The sequence below is a fragment of the Vibrio crassostreae 9ZC13 genome, from assembly GCF_000272045.2.
In the GTDB taxonomy this organism is placed as follows: domain Bacteria; phylum Pseudomonadota; class Gammaproteobacteria; order Enterobacterales; family Vibrionaceae; genus Vibrio; species Vibrio crassostreae_C.
Genome location: NZ_AJYZ02000042.1, coordinates 284,263 through 301,902 on the forward strand (window position 1 = coordinate 284,263; position 17,640 = coordinate 301,902).

The 17,640-nt window shown below is 45.1% G+C and carries 12 protein-coding genes and 1 pseudogene; 3 read left to right on the forward strand and 10 right to left on the reverse strand.

Translation table 11 applies throughout. The annotated features are described in order from the left end of the window. The first annotated feature begins 154 nt into the window (after nucleotides 1-154). Nucleotides 155-1,726 (forward strand): cryptochrome/photolyase family protein, encoded by a 1,572-nt coding sequence (locus A136_RS20020; protein ID WP_017063969.1) that lies wholly within the window; start codon nucleotides 155-157, stop codon nucleotides 1,724-1,726. Then, nucleotides 1,726-2,466 (forward strand): SDR family oxidoreductase, encoded by a 741-nt coding sequence (locus A136_RS20025; protein ID WP_017063970.1) that lies wholly within the window; start codon nucleotides 1,726-1,728, stop codon nucleotides 2,464-2,466. The genes A136_RS20020 and A136_RS20025 overlap by 1 nt, the downstream gene beginning before the upstream one ends. Before the next feature lie 147 nt (nucleotides 2,467-2,613). Here the strand turns inward: A136_RS20025 and A136_RS20030 are convergent, their stop codons facing one another. The 7 genes and pseudogenes from A136_RS20030 to A136_RS20050 form a co-directional block, all read right to left on the reverse strand. After that, nucleotides 2,614-3,498, reverse strand: a complete 885-nt coding sequence (locus A136_RS20030; RefSeq protein ID WP_029235175.1) for a PA4780 family RIO1-like protein kinase — start codon at nucleotides 3,496-3,498, stop codon at nucleotides 2,614-2,616. A gap of 160 nt (nucleotides 3,499-3,658) precedes the next feature. Continuing rightward, nucleotides 3,659-3,793: a DUF2256 domain-containing protein gene (locus tag A136_RS22430; protein ID WP_081324519.1), complete on the reverse strand. Its 135-nt coding sequence runs from the start codon at nucleotides 3,791-3,793 to the stop codon at nucleotides 3,659-3,661. Between the two features lie 336 nt (nucleotides 3,794-4,129). Continuing rightward, nucleotides 4,130-7,846: an SbcC/MukB-like Walker B domain-containing protein gene (locus A136_RS20035; RefSeq protein ID WP_017063973.1), complete on the reverse strand. Its 3,717-nt coding sequence runs from the start codon at nucleotides 7,844-7,846 to the stop codon at nucleotides 4,130-4,132. A 4-nt stretch (nucleotides 7,847-7,850) separates the two neighbouring features. Further along, the gene (sbcD, locus tag A136_RS20040; RefSeq protein ID WP_017063974.1) at nucleotides 7,851-9,104 is read right to left on the reverse strand and encodes an exonuclease subunit SbcD; all 1,254 of its coding nucleotides are present in this window, start codon (nucleotides 9,102-9,104) and stop codon (nucleotides 7,851-7,853) included. A 213-nt stretch (nucleotides 9,105-9,317) separates the two neighbouring features. Further along, a pseudogene (locus tag A136_RS23075) lies at nucleotides 9,318-9,491 on the reverse strand (porin family protein); the annotation flags it as partial. 13 nt (nucleotides 9,492-9,504) lie between these two features. Then, nucleotides 9,505-10,101, reverse strand: coding sequence for a LysE/ArgO family amino acid transporter (locus A136_RS20045; protein WP_017059193.1), 597 nt, complete (start codon nucleotides 10,099-10,101; stop codon nucleotides 9,505-9,507). Between the two features lie 14 nt (nucleotides 10,102-10,115). Then, on the reverse strand, nucleotides 10,116-10,640 hold the full coding sequence (locus tag A136_RS20050; protein WP_017059192.1) for a GNAT family N-acetyltransferase: 525 nt from the start codon (nucleotides 10,638-10,640) through the stop codon (nucleotides 10,116-10,118). A gap of 459 nt (nucleotides 10,641-11,099) precedes the next feature. On the opposite strand from A136_RS20050, the gene A136_RS20055 reads away from it, so the two are divergent. Further along, the gene (locus A136_RS20055) at nucleotides 11,100-11,843 is read left to right on the forward strand and encodes a class I SAM-dependent DNA methyltransferase (protein WP_029235177.1); all 744 of its coding nucleotides are present in this window, start codon (nucleotides 11,100-11,102) and stop codon (nucleotides 11,841-11,843) included. 129 nt (nucleotides 11,844-11,972) lie between these two features. On the opposite strand, the gene A136_RS20060 is transcribed toward A136_RS20055, so the two are convergent. The 3 genes from A136_RS20060 to A136_RS20070 all read right to left on the reverse strand — a co-directional run bounded on the left by A136_RS20060 (nucleotide 11,973) and on the right by A136_RS20070 (nucleotide 17,539). After that, nucleotides 11,973-14,018 (reverse strand): TonB-dependent receptor domain-containing protein, encoded by a 2,046-nt coding sequence (locus A136_RS20060; protein WP_017063976.1) that lies wholly within the window; start codon nucleotides 14,016-14,018, stop codon nucleotides 11,973-11,975. A 181-nt stretch (nucleotides 14,019-14,199) separates the two neighbouring features. Further along, the gene (locus tag A136_RS20065; RefSeq protein ID WP_017059189.1) at nucleotides 14,200-15,120 is read right to left on the reverse strand and encodes a LysR family transcriptional regulator; all 921 of its coding nucleotides are present in this window, start codon (nucleotides 15,118-15,120) and stop codon (nucleotides 14,200-14,202) included. A 229-nt stretch (nucleotides 15,121-15,349) separates the two neighbouring features. Continuing rightward, nucleotides 15,350-17,539 carry an immunoglobulin-like domain-containing protein gene (locus tag A136_RS20070; RefSeq protein WP_017063977.1) on the reverse strand — a complete coding sequence of 730 codons (2,190 nt, stop codon included), beginning with the start codon at nucleotides 17,537-17,539 and terminating at the stop codon, nucleotides 15,350-15,352. Nucleotides 17,540-17,640: the final 101 nt, after the last annotated feature.

The following is a 17,640-nucleotide window of genomic DNA, read 5'->3' on the forward strand; positions in this document are numbered from 1 at the left end:
TCAGCCTATCAACTCGTAAGCGTCTAATAATTAACAAATCACGTCATTTCGATTTGAATCAACGTACTGAAATGTACGACCCAGACCATGCCTTCATCAATCAATGGACAGGCGGTAACGCAGTCACAACAAGCCTCACAAACCAGGACGCATTATGAAATTTAAAACGGTACGACTTGTATTAGGTGACCAACTCAACATTGAGCATTCATGGTTTAGACAGGTTAACGATGACGTTATTTACATCATTGCTGAGCTAAAACAAGAAACAGATTATGTTGCCTCTCACGTTCAAAAAGTGGCCGCGTTTTTCTGTGCGATGGGTTACTTCGCTAACGAACTCAAAGAACAAGGTCATCAAGTACTCCACCTTACTCTTGACGACACAACGCAATTTGAAAACCTAGACACACTTCTAAAGCACTATGTACACGAATTCGGCGCAGAGAAATTCGAATATCAAAGGCCAGATGAATATCGCCTTTTAGAGCAGATGAACAAGCTCAAGCTCACCAATGCGACCAAAGGTTGTTGTGATACAGAACACTTCCTCTTTCCATTCGAAGAGATCGAACAACAGTTTCCGAAAGACAAACACATCATGATGGAGCACTTCTATCGCCGAATGAGAAAGCGTTTCGACATTTTGTTAGAAGACGGAAAGCCCGTTGGCGGCAAATGGAATTACGACGCGAACAATCGAAAGAAACTCAAGAAACAAGACATCGAAAACCTGCCTCAGCCGCTAATGTTTACCAATGACATAACCGACATTTTGCAGCGTATCGAGCACCACCAAGTGCAAACTATTGGTCAAGTCGGTAACCAGTTACTATGGCCGGTGAACCGCGCACAAAGCTTGTCTCTACTCGCTCATTTCTGCCAAGTCTGCTTGCCGTTATTTGGGCAGTTTCAAGATGCGATGACGACAGAGCACGACTCTAAATGGAGCTTGTATCATAGCCGTATTTCGTTTTCGTTGAACAGTAAACTGCTGAGCCCTAAAGAAGTGATTGATGCAGCACTGTCGGCCTACCAAGCATCCTGTCTTCGAGACAGCTCACCAGATAAGCCAAGCATCGATATTGCACAGGTCGAAGGATTTGTACGCCAAATACTGGGATGGCGAGAGTACATACGCGCCGTCTATTGGGCAAACATGCCTGCTTACGCCAACAAAAACCATTACTCAGCACATAATAACCTGCCCCATTACTTTTGGGACGGACAAACCAAGATGAACTGCATGAAGCATGCGATTGACCAGTCTCTTGAGTTTGCTTACGCGCACCACATCCAAAGGTTAATGATCACTGGCAACTTCTGTTTAATCACGGGTATAGACCCTGACCAAGTCGACAGTTGGTACCTCGGTATTTACGTCGACGCGATTGAGTGGGTTGAAATGCCAAATACGCGAGGTATGGCACTGTTTGCGGATGGCGGGATCGTAGGAACCAAACCATACTCTGCCAGCGGTTCCTATATCAACCGCATGAGTGACTACTGCAAAGGCTGTCACTACAAGATAAAAGAACGCAGCGGCGAGCAATCTTGCCCTTTCAATAGCTTGTATTGGCGCTTTATGGACCAGCACCGCGATGCGTTAAACCGCAACCCACGTATGGGCATGTTATATCGCTCTTGGGACAACATGGATGAGCAATCACAACAAGCGATTCTCGATACTGCTGAACAACGAATCACAAACTTGGAGAATTTATAATGGTGGAGCAACTCAGATTACACATATTGGTGGTCGGTGGGAGCGGCGGTATTGGTTTCGCTGTGGTTAAACACCTATTATCTGAGCTCTCTCGGTTTGATTTTCTTGATGTGCATGTAGACGCGACTTACCACTCTCAACAGCCGGAACTAGAAAACAATCGCTTGAGCTGGCACAAAGTCGACGCCACCGACGAAGCTGATATTAAGCGCTTGAGTTCTGAGTTTGAACAACTTGATTGGCTGATCAACTGCGTGGGTATGCTCCACACTCCAGATCTTGGACCGGAAAAGAACTTGTCGTCCATCGACCCTGAGTTTTTCCTCAAAAACATCTCTGTGAATACCCTGCCCAGCTTGTTATTAGCAAAACACTTCACGCCGATACTTAAAGCGAGCGACAATCCAAAGTTTGCTGTGGTATCCGCAAAGGTTGGCAGTATTGCAGACAACAGATTAGGCGGTTGGTATAGCTACCGCTCATCGAAAGCAGCCCTAAATATGTTCATCAAAACCATGTCGATCGAATGGCAACGCACCATTAAGAAAGGCACCGTGTTGGCTCTGCACCCGGGCACGACAGACACAGCTCTGTCGAAGCCTTTTCAGACCAATGTCCCTGAAGGTAAGTTGTTTGAGTCAAGCTATGTCGCCCATCAGTTGGTCGATATTATTCGCACTGCCACACCGGATAACAGTGGGCACTTCTACGCTTACGATGGTGAACAGTTAAATTGGTAGTTGATACGAGTGTCCGTCTTTCATTAGTGCTAAAAAAGAAAACCCAACAGAGTTGAAGCTCCATTGGGTTTTTATTTAGAAAGAACGCCTCTGTTTTAAAAGGCGTTTGGTTGATATCTAGCTAAAGATCAAAACTGATCATCACGATTATTCAGCCCAATTGAACTTAGTATCGTCAACACCTTCTTTCTCTTCTTTAGCTCGCTCGCGTCGATGTTGTTCTTCAATTCGCGCAGCGTCTATCTCTTGCATGATGGCTTCGATATCAGCCAAGTCGTCGGTTTCCGTAAACTCACCCGTCAGTTTGCTGTCTGGCTTCAAGTCGCCTTTCTCGTACAGCGCCCACATTTCCTTGGCATACTCGGTTTTTGCCAGTTTAGGAGCAAACTGAGCGTAATAGTCACGGATGTTATTGATGTCACGAGCCAGCATCCACTCAGCGTTGTTGTTAGCCGAAGCGTCAACCGCTTGTGGTAGGTCGATAATTACTGGACCGTACTCATCCACCAATACGTTGAACTCAGACAAGTCACCATGGATCAAACCAACACACAGCATTTTAACTACGTAAGTCATCATCACGGCGTGGTCTTCGATCGCTTGCTCTGCTGACATCACCACATCGTTCAAACGTGGTGCAACGTAACCCTCATCGTCAGTGACCAGCTCCATAAGCAGTACGCCATCAAAGCAACCATAAGGGACAGGCACACGAACACCCGCTTCTGCCAGTTTATATAAGGCATCCACTTCAGCACTTTGCCAAACCTTTTCTTGTTGTTCACGACCAAAGCCAGAGCCTTTTTCCATCGCTCGAGCGCGGCGGCTATTTCGGACTTTTCGGCCTTCACGATACGCGGTCGCTTTTTTGAAGCTGCGTTGGCTTATTTCCTTATATACCTTGGCACAACGGATCGTATCGCCGCAGCGCACAATGTACACCGATGCTTCTTTGCCACTCATGAGTTGGCTTGTCACCTCGTCGACTAAACCGTCGTCAACTAAAGGCTGTATTCTTTTAGGTATCTTCATGCCGCCTTTATACATCACTTATCTTACAGATAGAAATATTAACTTGAGAAATGAATGACGAAACGATTAAAGGATCATCAAAATTACGACAAAGGAAGGAAATATTGGAGTTAACGGGTTTAGATCATGAGGATTGACCTGATCTATTCAGATTATGGGACTAAGACTTATTACGACGACAACGTTCAGAACAGTAGATCACGTCATCCCAACAGCGCTGCCATTTTTTACGCCATGCGAAAGGCTTTTGGCAAACAGGACATATCTTAGTCGGTAAATGGGGTTTCTTGTGCATGGCCGTTCCCTTCTTGAAGCATCCACTTCCTGCGTTTACTAGAGATTCCCTATTACGCTCGTACCTCGCTTTAGGGAATGACGAAGGTAATGCGAACAAATCTAGATTCCCTATTACGTTCGTACCTCGCTTTAGAGAATGACGAAGGCAATACGAACAAAGCCTAGTTCTCTATGACGTTCGTTCCTGACTTTAAGGAGTGACTGCGTAGTGATTTGTGACTACTCCCGACTCCATCATCCTCGAGAAGGAGGAACGACTGAGTCGGGGATCTGCTTCATCTAGCTCTGTTTCTATTTCTGCGCAGATAAATTTAGCAAGAACCAAAGTAACAACCTAAGCGACAACCTTGTACTGCTTCTCCATCTCACTCACACCTAAGCCAGAGTGTTTTGTCACTTTAAGCTGAACGGGCACTCGCTCTTTCAGTGCTTCAACGTGGCTAATGACACCGATCATCTTGCCTGATGCATTCAAGTTATCTAACGCGTTAAGGGCAATGTCCAATGTGTCACTATCCAACGTGCCGAAACCTTCATCTAAGAACAGAGAATCAATACTGGTTTTGTAGCTCACAAGATCAGAAAGCGCTAATGCCAACGCCAAGCTCACCAAGAAGCTTTCGCCACCTGATAAAGTCTTTGTATCACGCATCACATCGCCCTGCCATGTGTCGAGCACTTGCAGTTCTAAACCATCGTCGGCTTTACGTTTAAGCTCGTAACGACCATGCAAACGTTGTAGCTGCTTGTTCGCAAGGTACACCAAGTTTTCCAATGTTAAACCTTGGGCAAACTTACGGAACTTGTCGCCGTTCTTAGAGCCAATAAGTGAGTTCAAACGAGAGATATCATCAAACTCGACTTGTTGCTCATCAATTTGCTTAAACAGATCTTGCTGATTACTGCGGTTCTGGCTATCCGTTTCAAGATTGGCAGAAATTGCACCGATCTTGGTCGCATGGCTTTGCTGTGCGTTTTGACACTCAGTAGTCGCTTCTTCAACTTGCTGTTGGTCTTGCTCTTGCCATGCTTTCGCATTTTCGTGATTTAGTAGATCCACTTGTGTCGCTTTGGCGGCGTTCAACCTAGCTTGCGCACTGACAATCGCTTCGTCTAAAGACTTCTTCAGGCTTTGAAGTTGAGTTCTAACCTCTTCATCTAACAACGCTGCTTCAAAATTAGCCTCATCTTCGAACGGGCTAGTTTTCAGCGCTTCTAACCAAGCATTCGACGCTTGTGTGTAGCTCGATTGCTTACTGACTAACTCGTCCGAGAAACCAGTGTGTTTGGTTTGCTCGGTTCGATGTTCAAGTTCGCTGCGGTTAAGCACTAACTGCGCGGCATCAAATGCATTTACTGCTTCAGTGACTCTTTGCTTCATCGCATTGCTGGTGGCTTGAATGTCTTTGTCACCAAACAACTCTGTTCTTTCAGCCGTTACACGAGTGAGTTCTGACACTAAAGACTCACTCTCTTGCGTCAGTGTCGCGAGCTCTTTCTCAACACTGCTTAGCTTGTCGTCTAACGTTTTCAATTCGGCATTTTGAGTAATCAGTTGCTTCTCAATATCGGCCTGTTGCTGTTTGGTTTTCTGCCATGTGCTTGATGCTTGCGATTTCGCAGTAAACCAATCATCGATATGTTCAAGTTCAGGCGCTTCGATAGAAGTTTGAACAATGCTCTCTTTCAAAGCGTTCCATTGCTGCTCTTTCGCTTGAGTTATCTGAGTCACTTGTTCGTTTGCGACTTGGTTTTGCTTATTCAGATCCGCTAAGCGTTGCTCGGCCAACTCGAGATTCGATTGTGCCTTGTCAGCCATAACACTTACAGACAGGCGTTGTTTCTCAGCTTCGGCATAATGCGCTTTAGCATCACTCAACGCTTTGAGTTGCTGTGAGATCTGACTTAGTTGAAGTTCACACTGCTGAGCAAAGGTCGTAACCGTAGCTTCATTTCCTAAATCGTTAATCGCTAGCAGCGCCAGTTCAGGAGCCGTGCCAACAAAATCCGATAAATTCTGTTGAAGCTTGCCGACAACGCCTTGCCAATTCAATTGAGCCTGCTGAATATCCGCTTGCGCACGTTGAATATCATCGTTCAACGCTGCAATCATAGGGGCAAGAGAATCTAACTGCTGACGATGCTCTTGGCCTTCTTTTTTGATAGCCGTTAGCTCTAGGTTTTCTCTATCTTTTTGAGCAACCAAATTTGCAATATCTTGAGACTGTTCAATCGCATGGTCTGTTGAACCACACAGTGGGCATTCAGACCCAGATTCTAGAGCTGCACGATATTTTGCTAATTCACCTTCTTGATCAATCAATCGCGTTAATCGCTCAAGCGAAGTCTCTTTCTCTTTATATCGCTCCACCAACACTTCACGCTCTTTCGAAAGCTTGTCGACCAACTGGGTGTTGGTTTGATGTGCCTGTGTTTTCACGTGCAGCTGTTGTTGGGCATTTAGAAAACCACGGTTGATCTCAAGTAATGAGTGCGTATTGCGGTTCCAAAACTCCAACAGATCTTTTTGCGAATTCAACACTTGCTCGCTGGTGTTGCCTTGCAAGGCTTCCCACTGTTGCTTTGCACTACTCTCGAGAACAACCAATTCAGCTAAAGTTTTATCTTGCGTTGCTTTAGCATCTTGCGCGGATTTGATGATCGTTTGCTGTGCATCAACTGCAGACAAAGCTTGCTTCGCTGAATTCAACTGCTCTGAATGCTGGCGCTCTAGAGTACGAACTTGCTCGACCTTTGCTTGCCACTGACCTAAGTATTTTTCCAAATGCTGGTCAGCTTGATGCGTATTTAAGTACTCAGTACTGCGTTGATCTTGTTGCTTTAGTGCATCTATTTTTTGAACCAAAACGACCTGTTGATTAAGCTGCTGCGTATGTTGCTCGTTTAGCGTGTTCGCTGCATTAACGGTCGCAGTTTGCTTATCTTTGAGTACGGCAATTTGGTTGTCTAGCGGACGCACGAGATCGATGATCTTATCTTGATCTTGTTGCTCACTTTTTACCTGTTCGACAATCGCACTGCTTTGAGTCAGTTTAGTTTGCGCGTCTTGCATTTCTGCATCACGAACGGCAAGTAACTTGGTGCTGTTATCTAGGTGAGCTTGAGTAGTGTTCACCTCTTGTTCGCAACGCTTTAAATCTTTGTGTACTGGACGCAGCTTTTCAGCCGGCTCACTGTTTGCCAAGCGCTCTAGTGACGGTTGGTTACGGTCTAGTTCATCTTGAGCGGTTTTCAGATCGAGCTCACTGGCCGCAATAGTTTGCTCAGCTTTGGTCACGTCTTTCCACCAGCTAAGATGCACTTGCCACTCTTTTAATTGCTCGGCTAAACGCTTCTGCTCTACTTCTAGCGTTTCACGCTCTGCGGTCAGCTCTTTGATTTGCTCTTCAGACAGTAAGCTCACACCTTCAGCTTTCGCTTTAAGTTGATTAAGCGACTCTTCACTCGACTTAAAATGATCGTAGATACGCTCTGAAATCAGGCTATAAACTTCTGTTCCCGTCAGCTCTTCAAGTAGCTCTGCACGGTCGTTAGCATTGGCATTTAAGAACGCCGCAAACTCACCCTGAGACAACATGATGGATTTAGTGAAGCGCGAAAAATCGAGACCAGTTACCTGCTCCACCAACTTTGTCTTCTTGGTCAACATAGTCTCTAAGACTTTATCGGTGTCCGCATCCGCAAATTCACACGTTGGCGTTTGTAATGCGCCATCGTGCTTTCCGCGAGCTCGCTTTTGGTGGAAGTTAGAGCGATACGTTTTGCCCTGCACTTCAAATTCAAGCTCAGCGAAACACTCACCCGTGCCACGCGTCATTAATTCGTTGTTGCCTTTAGCGATGCTCTTTAAACGCGGTGTGCGGTGGAACAATGCCAAACAAATCGCATCAAGAATGGTGGTTTTACCTGCCCCTGTTGGGCCAGTAATCGCGAACAGACCGTTTTCTGCAAACGGCGATTGGGTAAAATCGAGCTTCCAGCGCCCTTTCAAAGAGTTCAGGTTTTCAAATTCTAGGCTTAAAATCTTCATACGATTACTCTTCTACTTTATTGGGCGCTTGAGCGCTTTCAGACACTTCGACCATCACTTGTTTGAACTTCACCGTCATGCGCTCTAAACGCGCTTTTTCAGAATCGGTTTCAAACTCTTCTAAGGCAATACGCTTCGTAAACACGTCCATCGGGCTCAGTTCAGATAAGGTCTCTGCCGACTCTTGCTCTAATGCTTGATTACGACGCTCTCTTGCTCGGCGCAGTTGAAGTACTTCCACATTCAATCCTTCGGTCAGTGCGCGCATACGTTCTTGTAGATCCGACAAGTAATCTTGCGCTTGCACTTCTATCGATAACCATACGCTTTGGTCGCTATCTAAACCTATGTATTGGTTAAGCTGAGATTCGATCTCGCTCAAGTCGCCTTTGATTTCAGCTAGAGGTTGGAATGTGGGAACAGGCAGTTGAGAAATGGTGCGCTCACCTTCAACAAACTCAACCACACACACTTGTTTTTGAGACTTAAGTTCATCAAAACTTAGTGGGATTGGAGAGCCTGAATAACGAATGTATTCACGCTTTGCCACCACTTGTGGGCGATGGATATGACCAAGTGCGATGTAGTCTGCGTCTGGGAAGCCATCAGCGGCGAAACCATCAAGGTTGCCGACATAGATATCACGCACAGAATCCGATTGTTGGACACCCATCGCCGTTAAATGACCGGTAGCGATAATCGGCATGTGCTCGCTATTTACAAACGTCGCGCGCTTAGCAACCGCCGCATCATAAACACTTTGATAATGCTGTTTGATTGCATCGCCGAGTTGCTTCTGACGCTCAACGCCAGTGACACCCGCCTGGCTCATCAACACATCGCGAGGGCGAATAAAAGGAATGGCACAAACCAGCGCTTCTACATCGCCGTTCTTGCCTTTTAGTTCGACAACCTGAGTCGCATGATCTTCATTGGTATTAGGAATCACGTCTGCGCCCATGTATTTGAGCAGTTGTTGTGTCTCTTTAAGCACAGAGACTGAATCGTGATTTCCACCTAATAACACCAATTGGCAACCGATCTTGTTCGAATCGACCACAAACTTGTTATACATCTCACGAGCGTAACTCGGCGGTGTACTGGTATCGAAAATGTCGCCAGCAACAATGATCGCGTCGATGTCGTGCTCTGTAACTTGCTCAAGTAACCATTGTAAAAACCGTTCATGTTCATTCTTGCGGCTTTTATTGTAGAAGTTTTGGCCAAGGTGCCAATCGGACGTGTGAAGAATCTTCATTGCTGCTCACTGGAAGTCTGTAATACCTTTAATCTACCAAAATAGTCGAGATAATTCCCTTTTATAAGCTTGTGAAAACCAACTAATTTCAGGCTTTGGACCAACTCCGCCCATAGCGTGACCAATCGTTATTTTTGACATAAAAAAACCGCTCAACGTTAGAGCGGTTTTAGGTGTCCATAGCTTTAGCTTTAAGCTATTTCACAGAGGTCGTCAAAAATTGTACGAAGCGCCCAGAGTTACTGTGCTAAACGCTACATCACGGCTTGCCAGTCTATTACCATTCGGGCCGAAGAATTCGATATTTACTGCATCTGCTTGTGAGATTAAACGTAAGGTTAGGCTTTCTACTGGCGTGTATTCAACACCTATACCAAAATGGAAGCCTAATTACGCGCAGCTAGACAATCAAAGATATTGCAATAGATGCCATGATCACGCCAACGACAAATTCCAACACCTTCCACGCTCTCGGGTTCTTAAACATTGGAGCCAAGAAGCGAGCGCCATATCCAAGTGAAAAGAAGAACACGAATGACGCCGATACCGCCCCAGCGCCAAACAACATTTGATCCGGTTGATATTGAGTTGAGATAGACCCCAGCAATACCACAGTATCCAAATACACATGCGGGTTAAGCCAAGTGAACGCCAAACACATCGCAATCGCTTTGGTTAATGAGTCTTTAGTTTCTGCCGTGGCTTCTAAGGCGTGGTTTTCGGTAAATGCTGATCGGAAGCTTAAGAATGAATAGACACCCAAAAAGATAGCGCCACCATAACGGGCGAACTGCTCAATTTGTGGGAACTGTTTAACGATTGCGCCAAAGCCCGTCACGCCAAAGCTAATCAGTAAGGCGTCAGAAATGGCACATACAGCACAAACTGCCAATACGTGTTGGTTCTTAAGCCCTTGCTTTAAAACAAACGCATTTTGAGAGCCAATCGCAAGAATCAGCGAAAGGCCAAGGGAGAAACCTGCAAAGTAAGTCGACATCTAAGGCTAGTCTCTTAACGCAACTCAATACTCATAAACTGGCTGTGCGGGTCTAACACATAATCAGCAAAGGGTTCACAGTATCCGAAGCCAAACTTTTCATACAGGTTACGCGCAGCCTTAAAGTAGTCTTCTGAGCCGGTCTCTAAACTGATTGTTTGATACTGGCGGGCGGTTGCTGTATCCAATACGTGCTGTAAAAGCTGGCTGGCAACACCTGACTTTCGAGCAAACTGTGAGGTTCTCATCGATTTGAGTTCAGCGTGTTGGGTATTTAGCTCTTTAATGGCAACACACCCAAGTAGTTGGCTGTCTTTCCAAGCACTGAAAAAAGTAATCTCTGGTGACTTGAGCCCATCTAGATCCAGTGCATGAACGCTTTCGGCTGGCGAAGTGGCGTACATATCAGCGAGGTGCTCTTCAAGTAATTCAATGACTTCCCCACCCGACAAGTCATCCACCTTAATTTCTATTGAAGCACTGCTTTCCAATGCTGTTCTATTTTCCATTGAACCCTGTGCATTTATTGCTGATGTCATTGTTTCAACTCTCCTTGTTTAGTTCGCTTATTTAGCTTGAGTGATTTGGTTTTTATCAACAGCCCACTTTCCTGAATTGTTTCCTTTTCAAGAACTCGGTTTGAATCAGTAAAATTACTGATTAATCATAAAATTATAAATGTCACACTGGGTTTACCTAGATACCATATTTTTCCTATCTCGTCTCGTGATAAAAGCGTTCCGCAAAGCCCGTATGGTCGCTGCATTGAGGGAGCAACACCTGTTTTAGTTAACGAATAAGTAGTCAGGGCAAAGTGAATAGCGATGACACGCGTACTGATGTTGTTGGCAGCTTAAACATCCCTTTAAACGGTCTCATTTAAAACGACCATAAGTTAGAAAATAAAACGCTTTCATTGATCGAATATTTGATTGCGATTTTCCAATTTCGGTATATGATGCGCCACCCTAATTTTTCAGCTTATGCTGCAGGCAAATATGTCCGCCAACGCACTCTATACCGACCTATCCGGTTACTATGATTTAATGTGTGTAGATATTGACTACCAAGCGCAAAGTAACTGCGTACGTAGACTCCATCAAATCTTTGGAAATGAAGGAAAAACACACCTCGACTTAGCTTGTGGCACTGGCCCACACGTTCGTCATTTTATTGATTTCGGTTACCAAAGCGGTGGCCTAGATCTTAACAAGCCGATGTTAGATATCGCAGAAGTTCGCTGCCCGGAAGCCAAGTTCTCAGTACAAAACATGAGTAACTTTGAGGTCACGGAACCACTCGATCTTATCACTTGCTTCCTGTATTCCATCCATTACAACGATGGCCTTGAGAAGCTTAAAGAGTGTATTGAAAGTGTGCATCGTGCGTTAAAGCCAGAAGGTATTTTCTGTTTTAACGTGGTTGATAAAGACAAGATCAGCAACGACCTGTTTGTTAGACACACAACAAACCAAGACAAAGACGATTTCACGTTCCGTTCTGGTTGGTATTACTCTGGTCAGGGTGATAAGCAAGCGCTAAAGCTTAGCATCGAAAAGACGACTGCTGGTGAAACTCAAGTGTGGAATGATGAACACCCAATGGTGGCATTCTCGTTTAAAGAGTTAATCGAGATATTGAAGCCCTACTTCGAGGTTAATATCTTCGAGCACGATTACGACAAGCTGATTCCTTGGGATACTCGGTCCGGTAATGCGCTGATCACATGTGTCAAAATCTAGATTAATAGATAAACGGCAAATTAAACCAAACCTATAGATCAAAAAAGAACCCACACTCGCCATTCTCCTTTTAGAGCATCAGCCAGTGTGGGTTCTTTTGTATCAAGCTATCAGTTACTGAACTCTAAATTAGAAGTCCGCTGTCATACCTACGTAGTAAGTACGTGGCTCTTCAACATAGCCAATGCTCTCTAGCTCTTGTGATACAGCTTCGTCAGTTAAGTTCGTGATACCTGCACGTAGTCGTACTGAAGCATTCACGTTGTAGACAGCACCTAGGTTCAGCGTTGTGTAAGCGTCTTGAGTTAGATCGCTTTCGATCTGACGTTCACCACGGTAACGCGCACTCACGAAGGTACTTAGATCGTAAGTTGGGCTCCAGTTCAGTTTAACTAAACCCGAATGCTTGTAACGCTCAAGTAATTCGTCACCAGTAGACTTATCTTCAGTGTCTAAGAATGTGTAATTACCAGACACACCCCATTCATCAGTAATTTGGAATTGGCCTGTAAGCTCAGCACCTTGAACTACAGCCTCTGATACGTTTGTATAAGTACGCTTACCATTCACATAGCCAGTTGAGCTTGAACTATCAGCGCAACCTTTACCCGATTCAAACACTCCGCCGTTCTCACAATAGGTTTCATCACGATCAATTAGGTCGTTGATTTCATTTCGGAATAAGGCACCTTCAACATTCCAACGAGGTTGGCTATAAATCGCAGCGATCTCATAGTTCAAGCTGGTTTCGGGCTTAAGATCTTCATTACCATGTAAATCACATACGCCTTTACAGCTATTAACTGTGTAGTCTGTCTGATTTTGAGTCAATGTTGGTGCTTTAAATGCTTTACCCACACCACCCTTGATGATCAGGTCATTCGTTGTTTGATGAACCAAGTACACACGTGGGCTGAACTCTTCACCGTACAGTTCATGCTTATCTAAACGACCACCAATGGTTGCCGTTAGTTGATCCGTCATTAACCATTGGTCTTGAACAAATAACGCACCTTGATAAGCTTCAGATGTACCATTGACTAAGTTTTCTTTGTTGGTTAATTCACTCAACTGGTAGTCCATACCAAACGTTACGGTGTGACTATCACCAAGATAAGTGGTCGCCGAAGCTTCAACAATTTGAGTCAGCTCTTCGATGTCACTGCTATAGTTAGTATCTGAGTCCGCAGCATCATTATCTGTCACATTTTCACGTGAATAACGTACTTGCGTGTCACCCCAGCTCCAAAAACCACTATGTGTGATCGCTTGGCTCTGACGTACAACACGTGTGTCAGACTCAATCACAGATGATACGTTTTCCGCAGATGACTCACGTTCATCATCACTGTAGCCAAAATCGAAATCGATGGTTTGGTTATCTGTCGCATTCCATGTCAGGCTTGCAAGTAAGCTTAACGTGTCACGTTCTTCTAGAGCTGTTACATCTGAACGATCGTAACCAAAGCTGTGTGTACCAGAATATGGTTGCCAAGCGTTACGGCTTGTCTGGTTAACAGAAAGGCGAGCAAACAACTCGTCTTCAATCAACGCACCAGATGTCGTGAAGCCCATCGAATACTCTTCCCCTCCATCACCATCAAGTGGAGATGAAGTGTCCATGCTCAGTGTAGAGCTCCAATCGTTTTCTGGAGCCTTAGTGATGATGTTGATTGTACCGCCCATACCATCTGAACCGTAAAGTGCAGACATTGGGCCACGGATTATTTCAACACGTTCGATCGAATCAGCAGGAATCGTTGATAGGTCAAAGTCGTTACCACGGATGATGGCACTTGCAGAGCTTAAACGACGACCGTTCACCATGATAAGAGTGTAATCTGAATCCATACCACGAATAGAGATCATCTGACGGCCAGCACGTGTGCTATCAAAATCAGACTCTACACTCGTTGATTCTGCAACGATGTCCGCCAAGGTAATACCAGGGCTGTCTTCAATGTCTTGCGCGGTGATAACCGACATTGAAGCTGGCGCTTGTTTTAGTGCCATCTCGGTACGAGTTGCCGTAACAACCATTTGCTCATCTGTTGCTTGCGCTTCTTCTTGCGCCAACACGTTAGCTGAAAGTGAGGTACAAATAACAGCGACTGCGATCGAAAGGGGTTTACGAACCAAAAGAGGTTTGCGAATCAAAAGAGATCTCTCAGACATGATATTCATTCTTATATTTGATTGGTAATGATAATGATTTGCATTAAACAACCAACTACCACTCTTATCAACGAAAGTTTCATACCAAAAATCGATTCTCGTTATTCACCATTCAAATAATGAAAGAGATCTATATCCAACTTGATAGGTATTCGTAATTTTCATTCACCCTGCAGATGGATTATGTATAAAGCTCTTTGAATATATTGCGAACCCAGCGACACATCGGGTCGTTATGAAAGCGCTTATGCCAGTATAAGTAGACGTCTTCTGATGGGTGGCGCAACGCTTTAGGCACGCGTTTACAAACAAGATCTCTTTGCGTAGCGGCTTGTTGAGCAAAAGGTGTCGGTAAATGAAAGATGATGTCGGTTGCTTCTGCCATATCCGGCGCGACGTTAAAATTGGAAAGCTGAATTGGAATGGACAGCTGGCGCTGCTTATCAATCAAGCCAAGATCTTTAAATCGACTTTCGATCGAGAGCTTCTTATCCCCTTGCAGTGAGATTTGACCAAGTTGGCTATTCAACAAGTCATCAACCGTGATCTCTTTGTCCGCCAAAGGATGTTTTTTACTCATCAGCAAACGGTAATCGCGGCTAATCACGAACATTCGATACAAATTTTGCTCTGAACTTAACGGCTCGTGGGTCGACAACACAAAGTGCGCATCACCGGATAACAGAGGCTCAAAGTGTCGTTTAGGAATCGAGTCGATATCAACAGTCATGTTTGGCGCTTGTTGACGTATCTCCGCAACTACCTTGGGCAGCAAGTGCGCGACATTAGGCACTAAACCAAAGAAGCGAACCGTACTGTCACTGCTTTGCGGTTCGAATACATCGCCATGTACCAGCTTTTCTAAACGTGTCAGTACCGAATTGAGATCTTGCTTAATGGCTTCTGCTTTTGGCGTTAACTCATAGCCATAAGCCGCTCGCACCAATAGATCATCATTGAAAACGGTACGCAGTTTTTGCAGAGATCGGCTCACCGTAGGTTGGCTCATATCCAGCGCCAATGCCGTGTTGGAAACGTGCTTCTCTTCAAGAAGGTGTTTAAGAATAACGAGTAGATTGAGGTCGACTTGAGCAAGATTCATTATGCAAATATTAACAATATATAAAATTCAATGTGCGCATAGTGCTATTTCTTAACATGTAATACAATTGATAATCACTCCTATTTTGATCTAGAGCAATATGCAGAGCAGAGTTTAAGGTTAAGTGGGTTTTAAAGCTCTAAGTCAGAACTGTTTAAACATAAAAAAGAGAGGCACAATGGCCTCTCTTTGATCGTCTACTTTATATTGCTAGCGTTGAGCTATCAGACTACAGCTTTGTCCAAGCATCTTGCCAGTATTGGCTATCTGCTGGAGCGTAAGACGCGCTTGCACACCATGCCGTGTATGGCCAAGGCTTACATTCGTACAAGCCATTATCGCTGCCGACCACAATGTCAACCGCTGCGTAGTTTGTGCCCGCTTCATATGGAGGGTAATCACCTGGAGGAGGTGTTGTTCCGCCACCGTCTTTAACAGCGAACGAATCGTTTACCATCACCATTTCACCGTCAGATGCTTTACCGACTACTTCAAGTGCATATTGCCCTTCCGCTACATCGTATAAGTCGATGGTAATAGCACGGCTGTCCGTTACGTTAACCTTAGTTTGCTCAACCACAGTACCTTCACTGTTGATCACCATAGCGGTAACATCTAATGCTTCATTTGATGTCAGTGTCAGATCTAAACGCACGTTGCCGTTATCTGGCGCATATTGTGATTGAAGTCCTGAAACCGAAAGCTCTAAGTCATCGCCCGGATCTGGGTTACCACCACATGAAGAGTCTGAAACTTTTCTCCAAACGCCCCACTCACCTGTTGTTCCAGGTTCTTCACCGCGAGTGTACCACCCTGCTCCCCACGTTGAACCGTCATGAGATACTTGATCACCTTCAACATAAACGGTGTCGGCATCCCATGTCGCAGCACAGTTAGAACCATCAGTCACAGACACTTTACGGTCAGCGGTTACAGTTTGGTTCGCGCTGTCTGTCACGCTATACACAAGTGTGTAGTTGCCGATTTCATTTACATCGACACTGCCAGTGTGTGTAATAGTGCTTGTCAGGTCGCCATCTTCAGCATCATTCGCCGTCACGCCTGCCATAGCATCAAATGCAGTACCCAACACAACTGTTGTGTCAGATACGCCATTAAATACTGGCTTCTGGCTGAAAACCTCTACCGTTCTCGCTTTAGTGGTTTCGTTATTATCGCTGTCTTTCACTCGGTAAGTCAAAACGTAAGTGCCAATAACACTGGTTTCAACGTAACCTTCAACATCGATTGATGACGTTAGATCGCCGTCTTCTTTGTCTGTTGCCGTCACGCCATCCATAGGATCAAACGTTGTGCCGTGAAGAACACGCGTATTTTCGACACCTTTAAGAACGGGCTCGCCCTCGACTGGTGGTGGCGTTACCTGACCGTGTACAAACGGGCCGTAGTCTTTAATGAACTGCTCGTTGTATTGTTGGCCGTTTTTGTTGGTGCCCATGTCCCAGTTGATAGACCAAGTCATCACACCACGTAGCGGTTGACCTTGCGCCGTTAGGCTATCAAATGCGTCGTATAAATCTTGTGGCTCTTGTACAAAACCGGTTGCTGCAGCATCGATGCTTGAAGGAATACCAAACACGAGCTTGTCATGTGGGATCTTGTGGAAACCACGCGTTCCGTTGATAAGAGAATCAGAAATGTAGTAGATGAACTCTTCTTTTAACGCATCGTTGTTTTGAGCAATCCAACCCACGCCTTCAACCCAGATACCATCGCCACCTTGGTTGTAGAATTGTGGGTTAATCCAGTCGTAATAGCCTTCTAGATTATCGATATAAGGAACGTACTTACCGCCTGTCGTGAGATACGGGAACTCAGGCGCCATAGTAATAAGGAAGTTTTTACCTTCAGCACGGTAGTGGTCTTTTACCAACTTAAGAGCATCAGGAATCACGGTTTGATTGTTTGCTGCGGTTACGGCTGCTTGTTCAAGGTCAATATCTAGGCCATCGAAACCGTAACGCTCAGTTAGACGGATAATCTCATCAGCAAAGGCTCTTTCATCACCGGTTTCTAGCTCTACGTGTGCATCCGCACCACCTAAAGCCAACAGCACAGAGCGACCTTGCTTGTTGAGTTCCGAGATTTGGTCAATAAATTGTTGTTCTGAAAGCCCAATGGTTGGGTCCAGTTTAAAAGTTGGGATTCGACCATCAGCCACATCGTAGACCTTCATGAATGACACATTCACGATGTTGTACATTGGGTTCACTTCATCCAGCGTCACACATGGCGCATTACCACCTTGGTAGCCGCCACCGTCACACCAGTTATGCCAATAGCCAACCACCACGCCAGAGTCTGGATTCGTCATATCTGAACCATTCGCATAAACAGCGCCAGACATTGCCGCCATGCCGAGCGATACTGCTAATTGTAGAGCTTTACGTTTCAACATTAGTCCCACTTCCTTACTTAACAGCTGTGCCAATCACAACCGAACCAATTCATTGTAATCATGAATATTTATAGAAAAGTAATGGAATTTATAGGAAAAGA

Bases quoted from the DNA above. Each gene is read 5' to 3' on its own strand.
- A136_RS20020 (WP_017063969.1), top strand. From the start codon at position 155: ATGAAATTTAAAACGGTACGACTTGTATTAGGTGACCAACTCAACATT.
- A136_RS20025 (WP_017063970.1), top strand. From the start codon at position 1,726: ATGGTGGAGCAACTCAGATTACACATATTGGTGGTCGGTGGGAGCGGC.
- A136_RS20030 (WP_029235175.1), bottom strand. From the start codon at position 3,498: ATGAAGATACCTAAAAGAATACAGCCTTTAGTTGACGACGGTTTAGTC.
- A136_RS22430 (WP_081324519.1), bottom strand. From the start codon at position 3,793: ATGCACAAGAAACCCCATTTACCGACTAAGATATGTCCTGTTTGCCAA.
- A136_RS20035 (WP_017063973.1), bottom strand. From the start codon at position 7,846: ATGAAGATTTTAAGCCTAGAATTTGAAAACCTGAACTCTTTGAAAGGG.
- sbcD (WP_017063974.1), bottom strand. From the start codon at position 9,104: ATGAAGATTCTTCACACGTCCGATTGGCACCTTGGCCAAAACTTCTAC.
- A136_RS20045 (WP_017059193.1), bottom strand. From the start codon at position 10,101: ATGTCGACTTACTTTGCAGGTTTCTCCCTTGGCCTTTCGCTGATTCTT.
- A136_RS20050 (WP_017059192.1), bottom strand. From the start codon at position 10,640: ATGACATCAGCAATAAATGCACAGGGTTCAATGGAAAATAGAACAGCA.
- A136_RS20055 (WP_029235177.1), top strand. From the start codon at position 11,100: ATGTCCGCCAACGCACTCTATACCGACCTATCCGGTTACTATGATTTA.
- A136_RS20060 (WP_017063976.1), bottom strand. From the start codon at position 14,018: ATGTCTGAGAGATCTCTTTTGATTCGCAAACCTCTTTTGGTTCGTAAA.
- A136_RS20065 (WP_017059189.1), bottom strand. From the start codon at position 15,120: ATGAATCTTGCTCAAGTCGACCTCAATCTACTCGTTATTCTTAAACAC.
- A136_RS20070 (WP_017063977.1), bottom strand. From the start codon at position 17,539: ATGTTGAAACGTAAAGCTCTACAATTAGCAGTATCGCTCGGCATGGCG.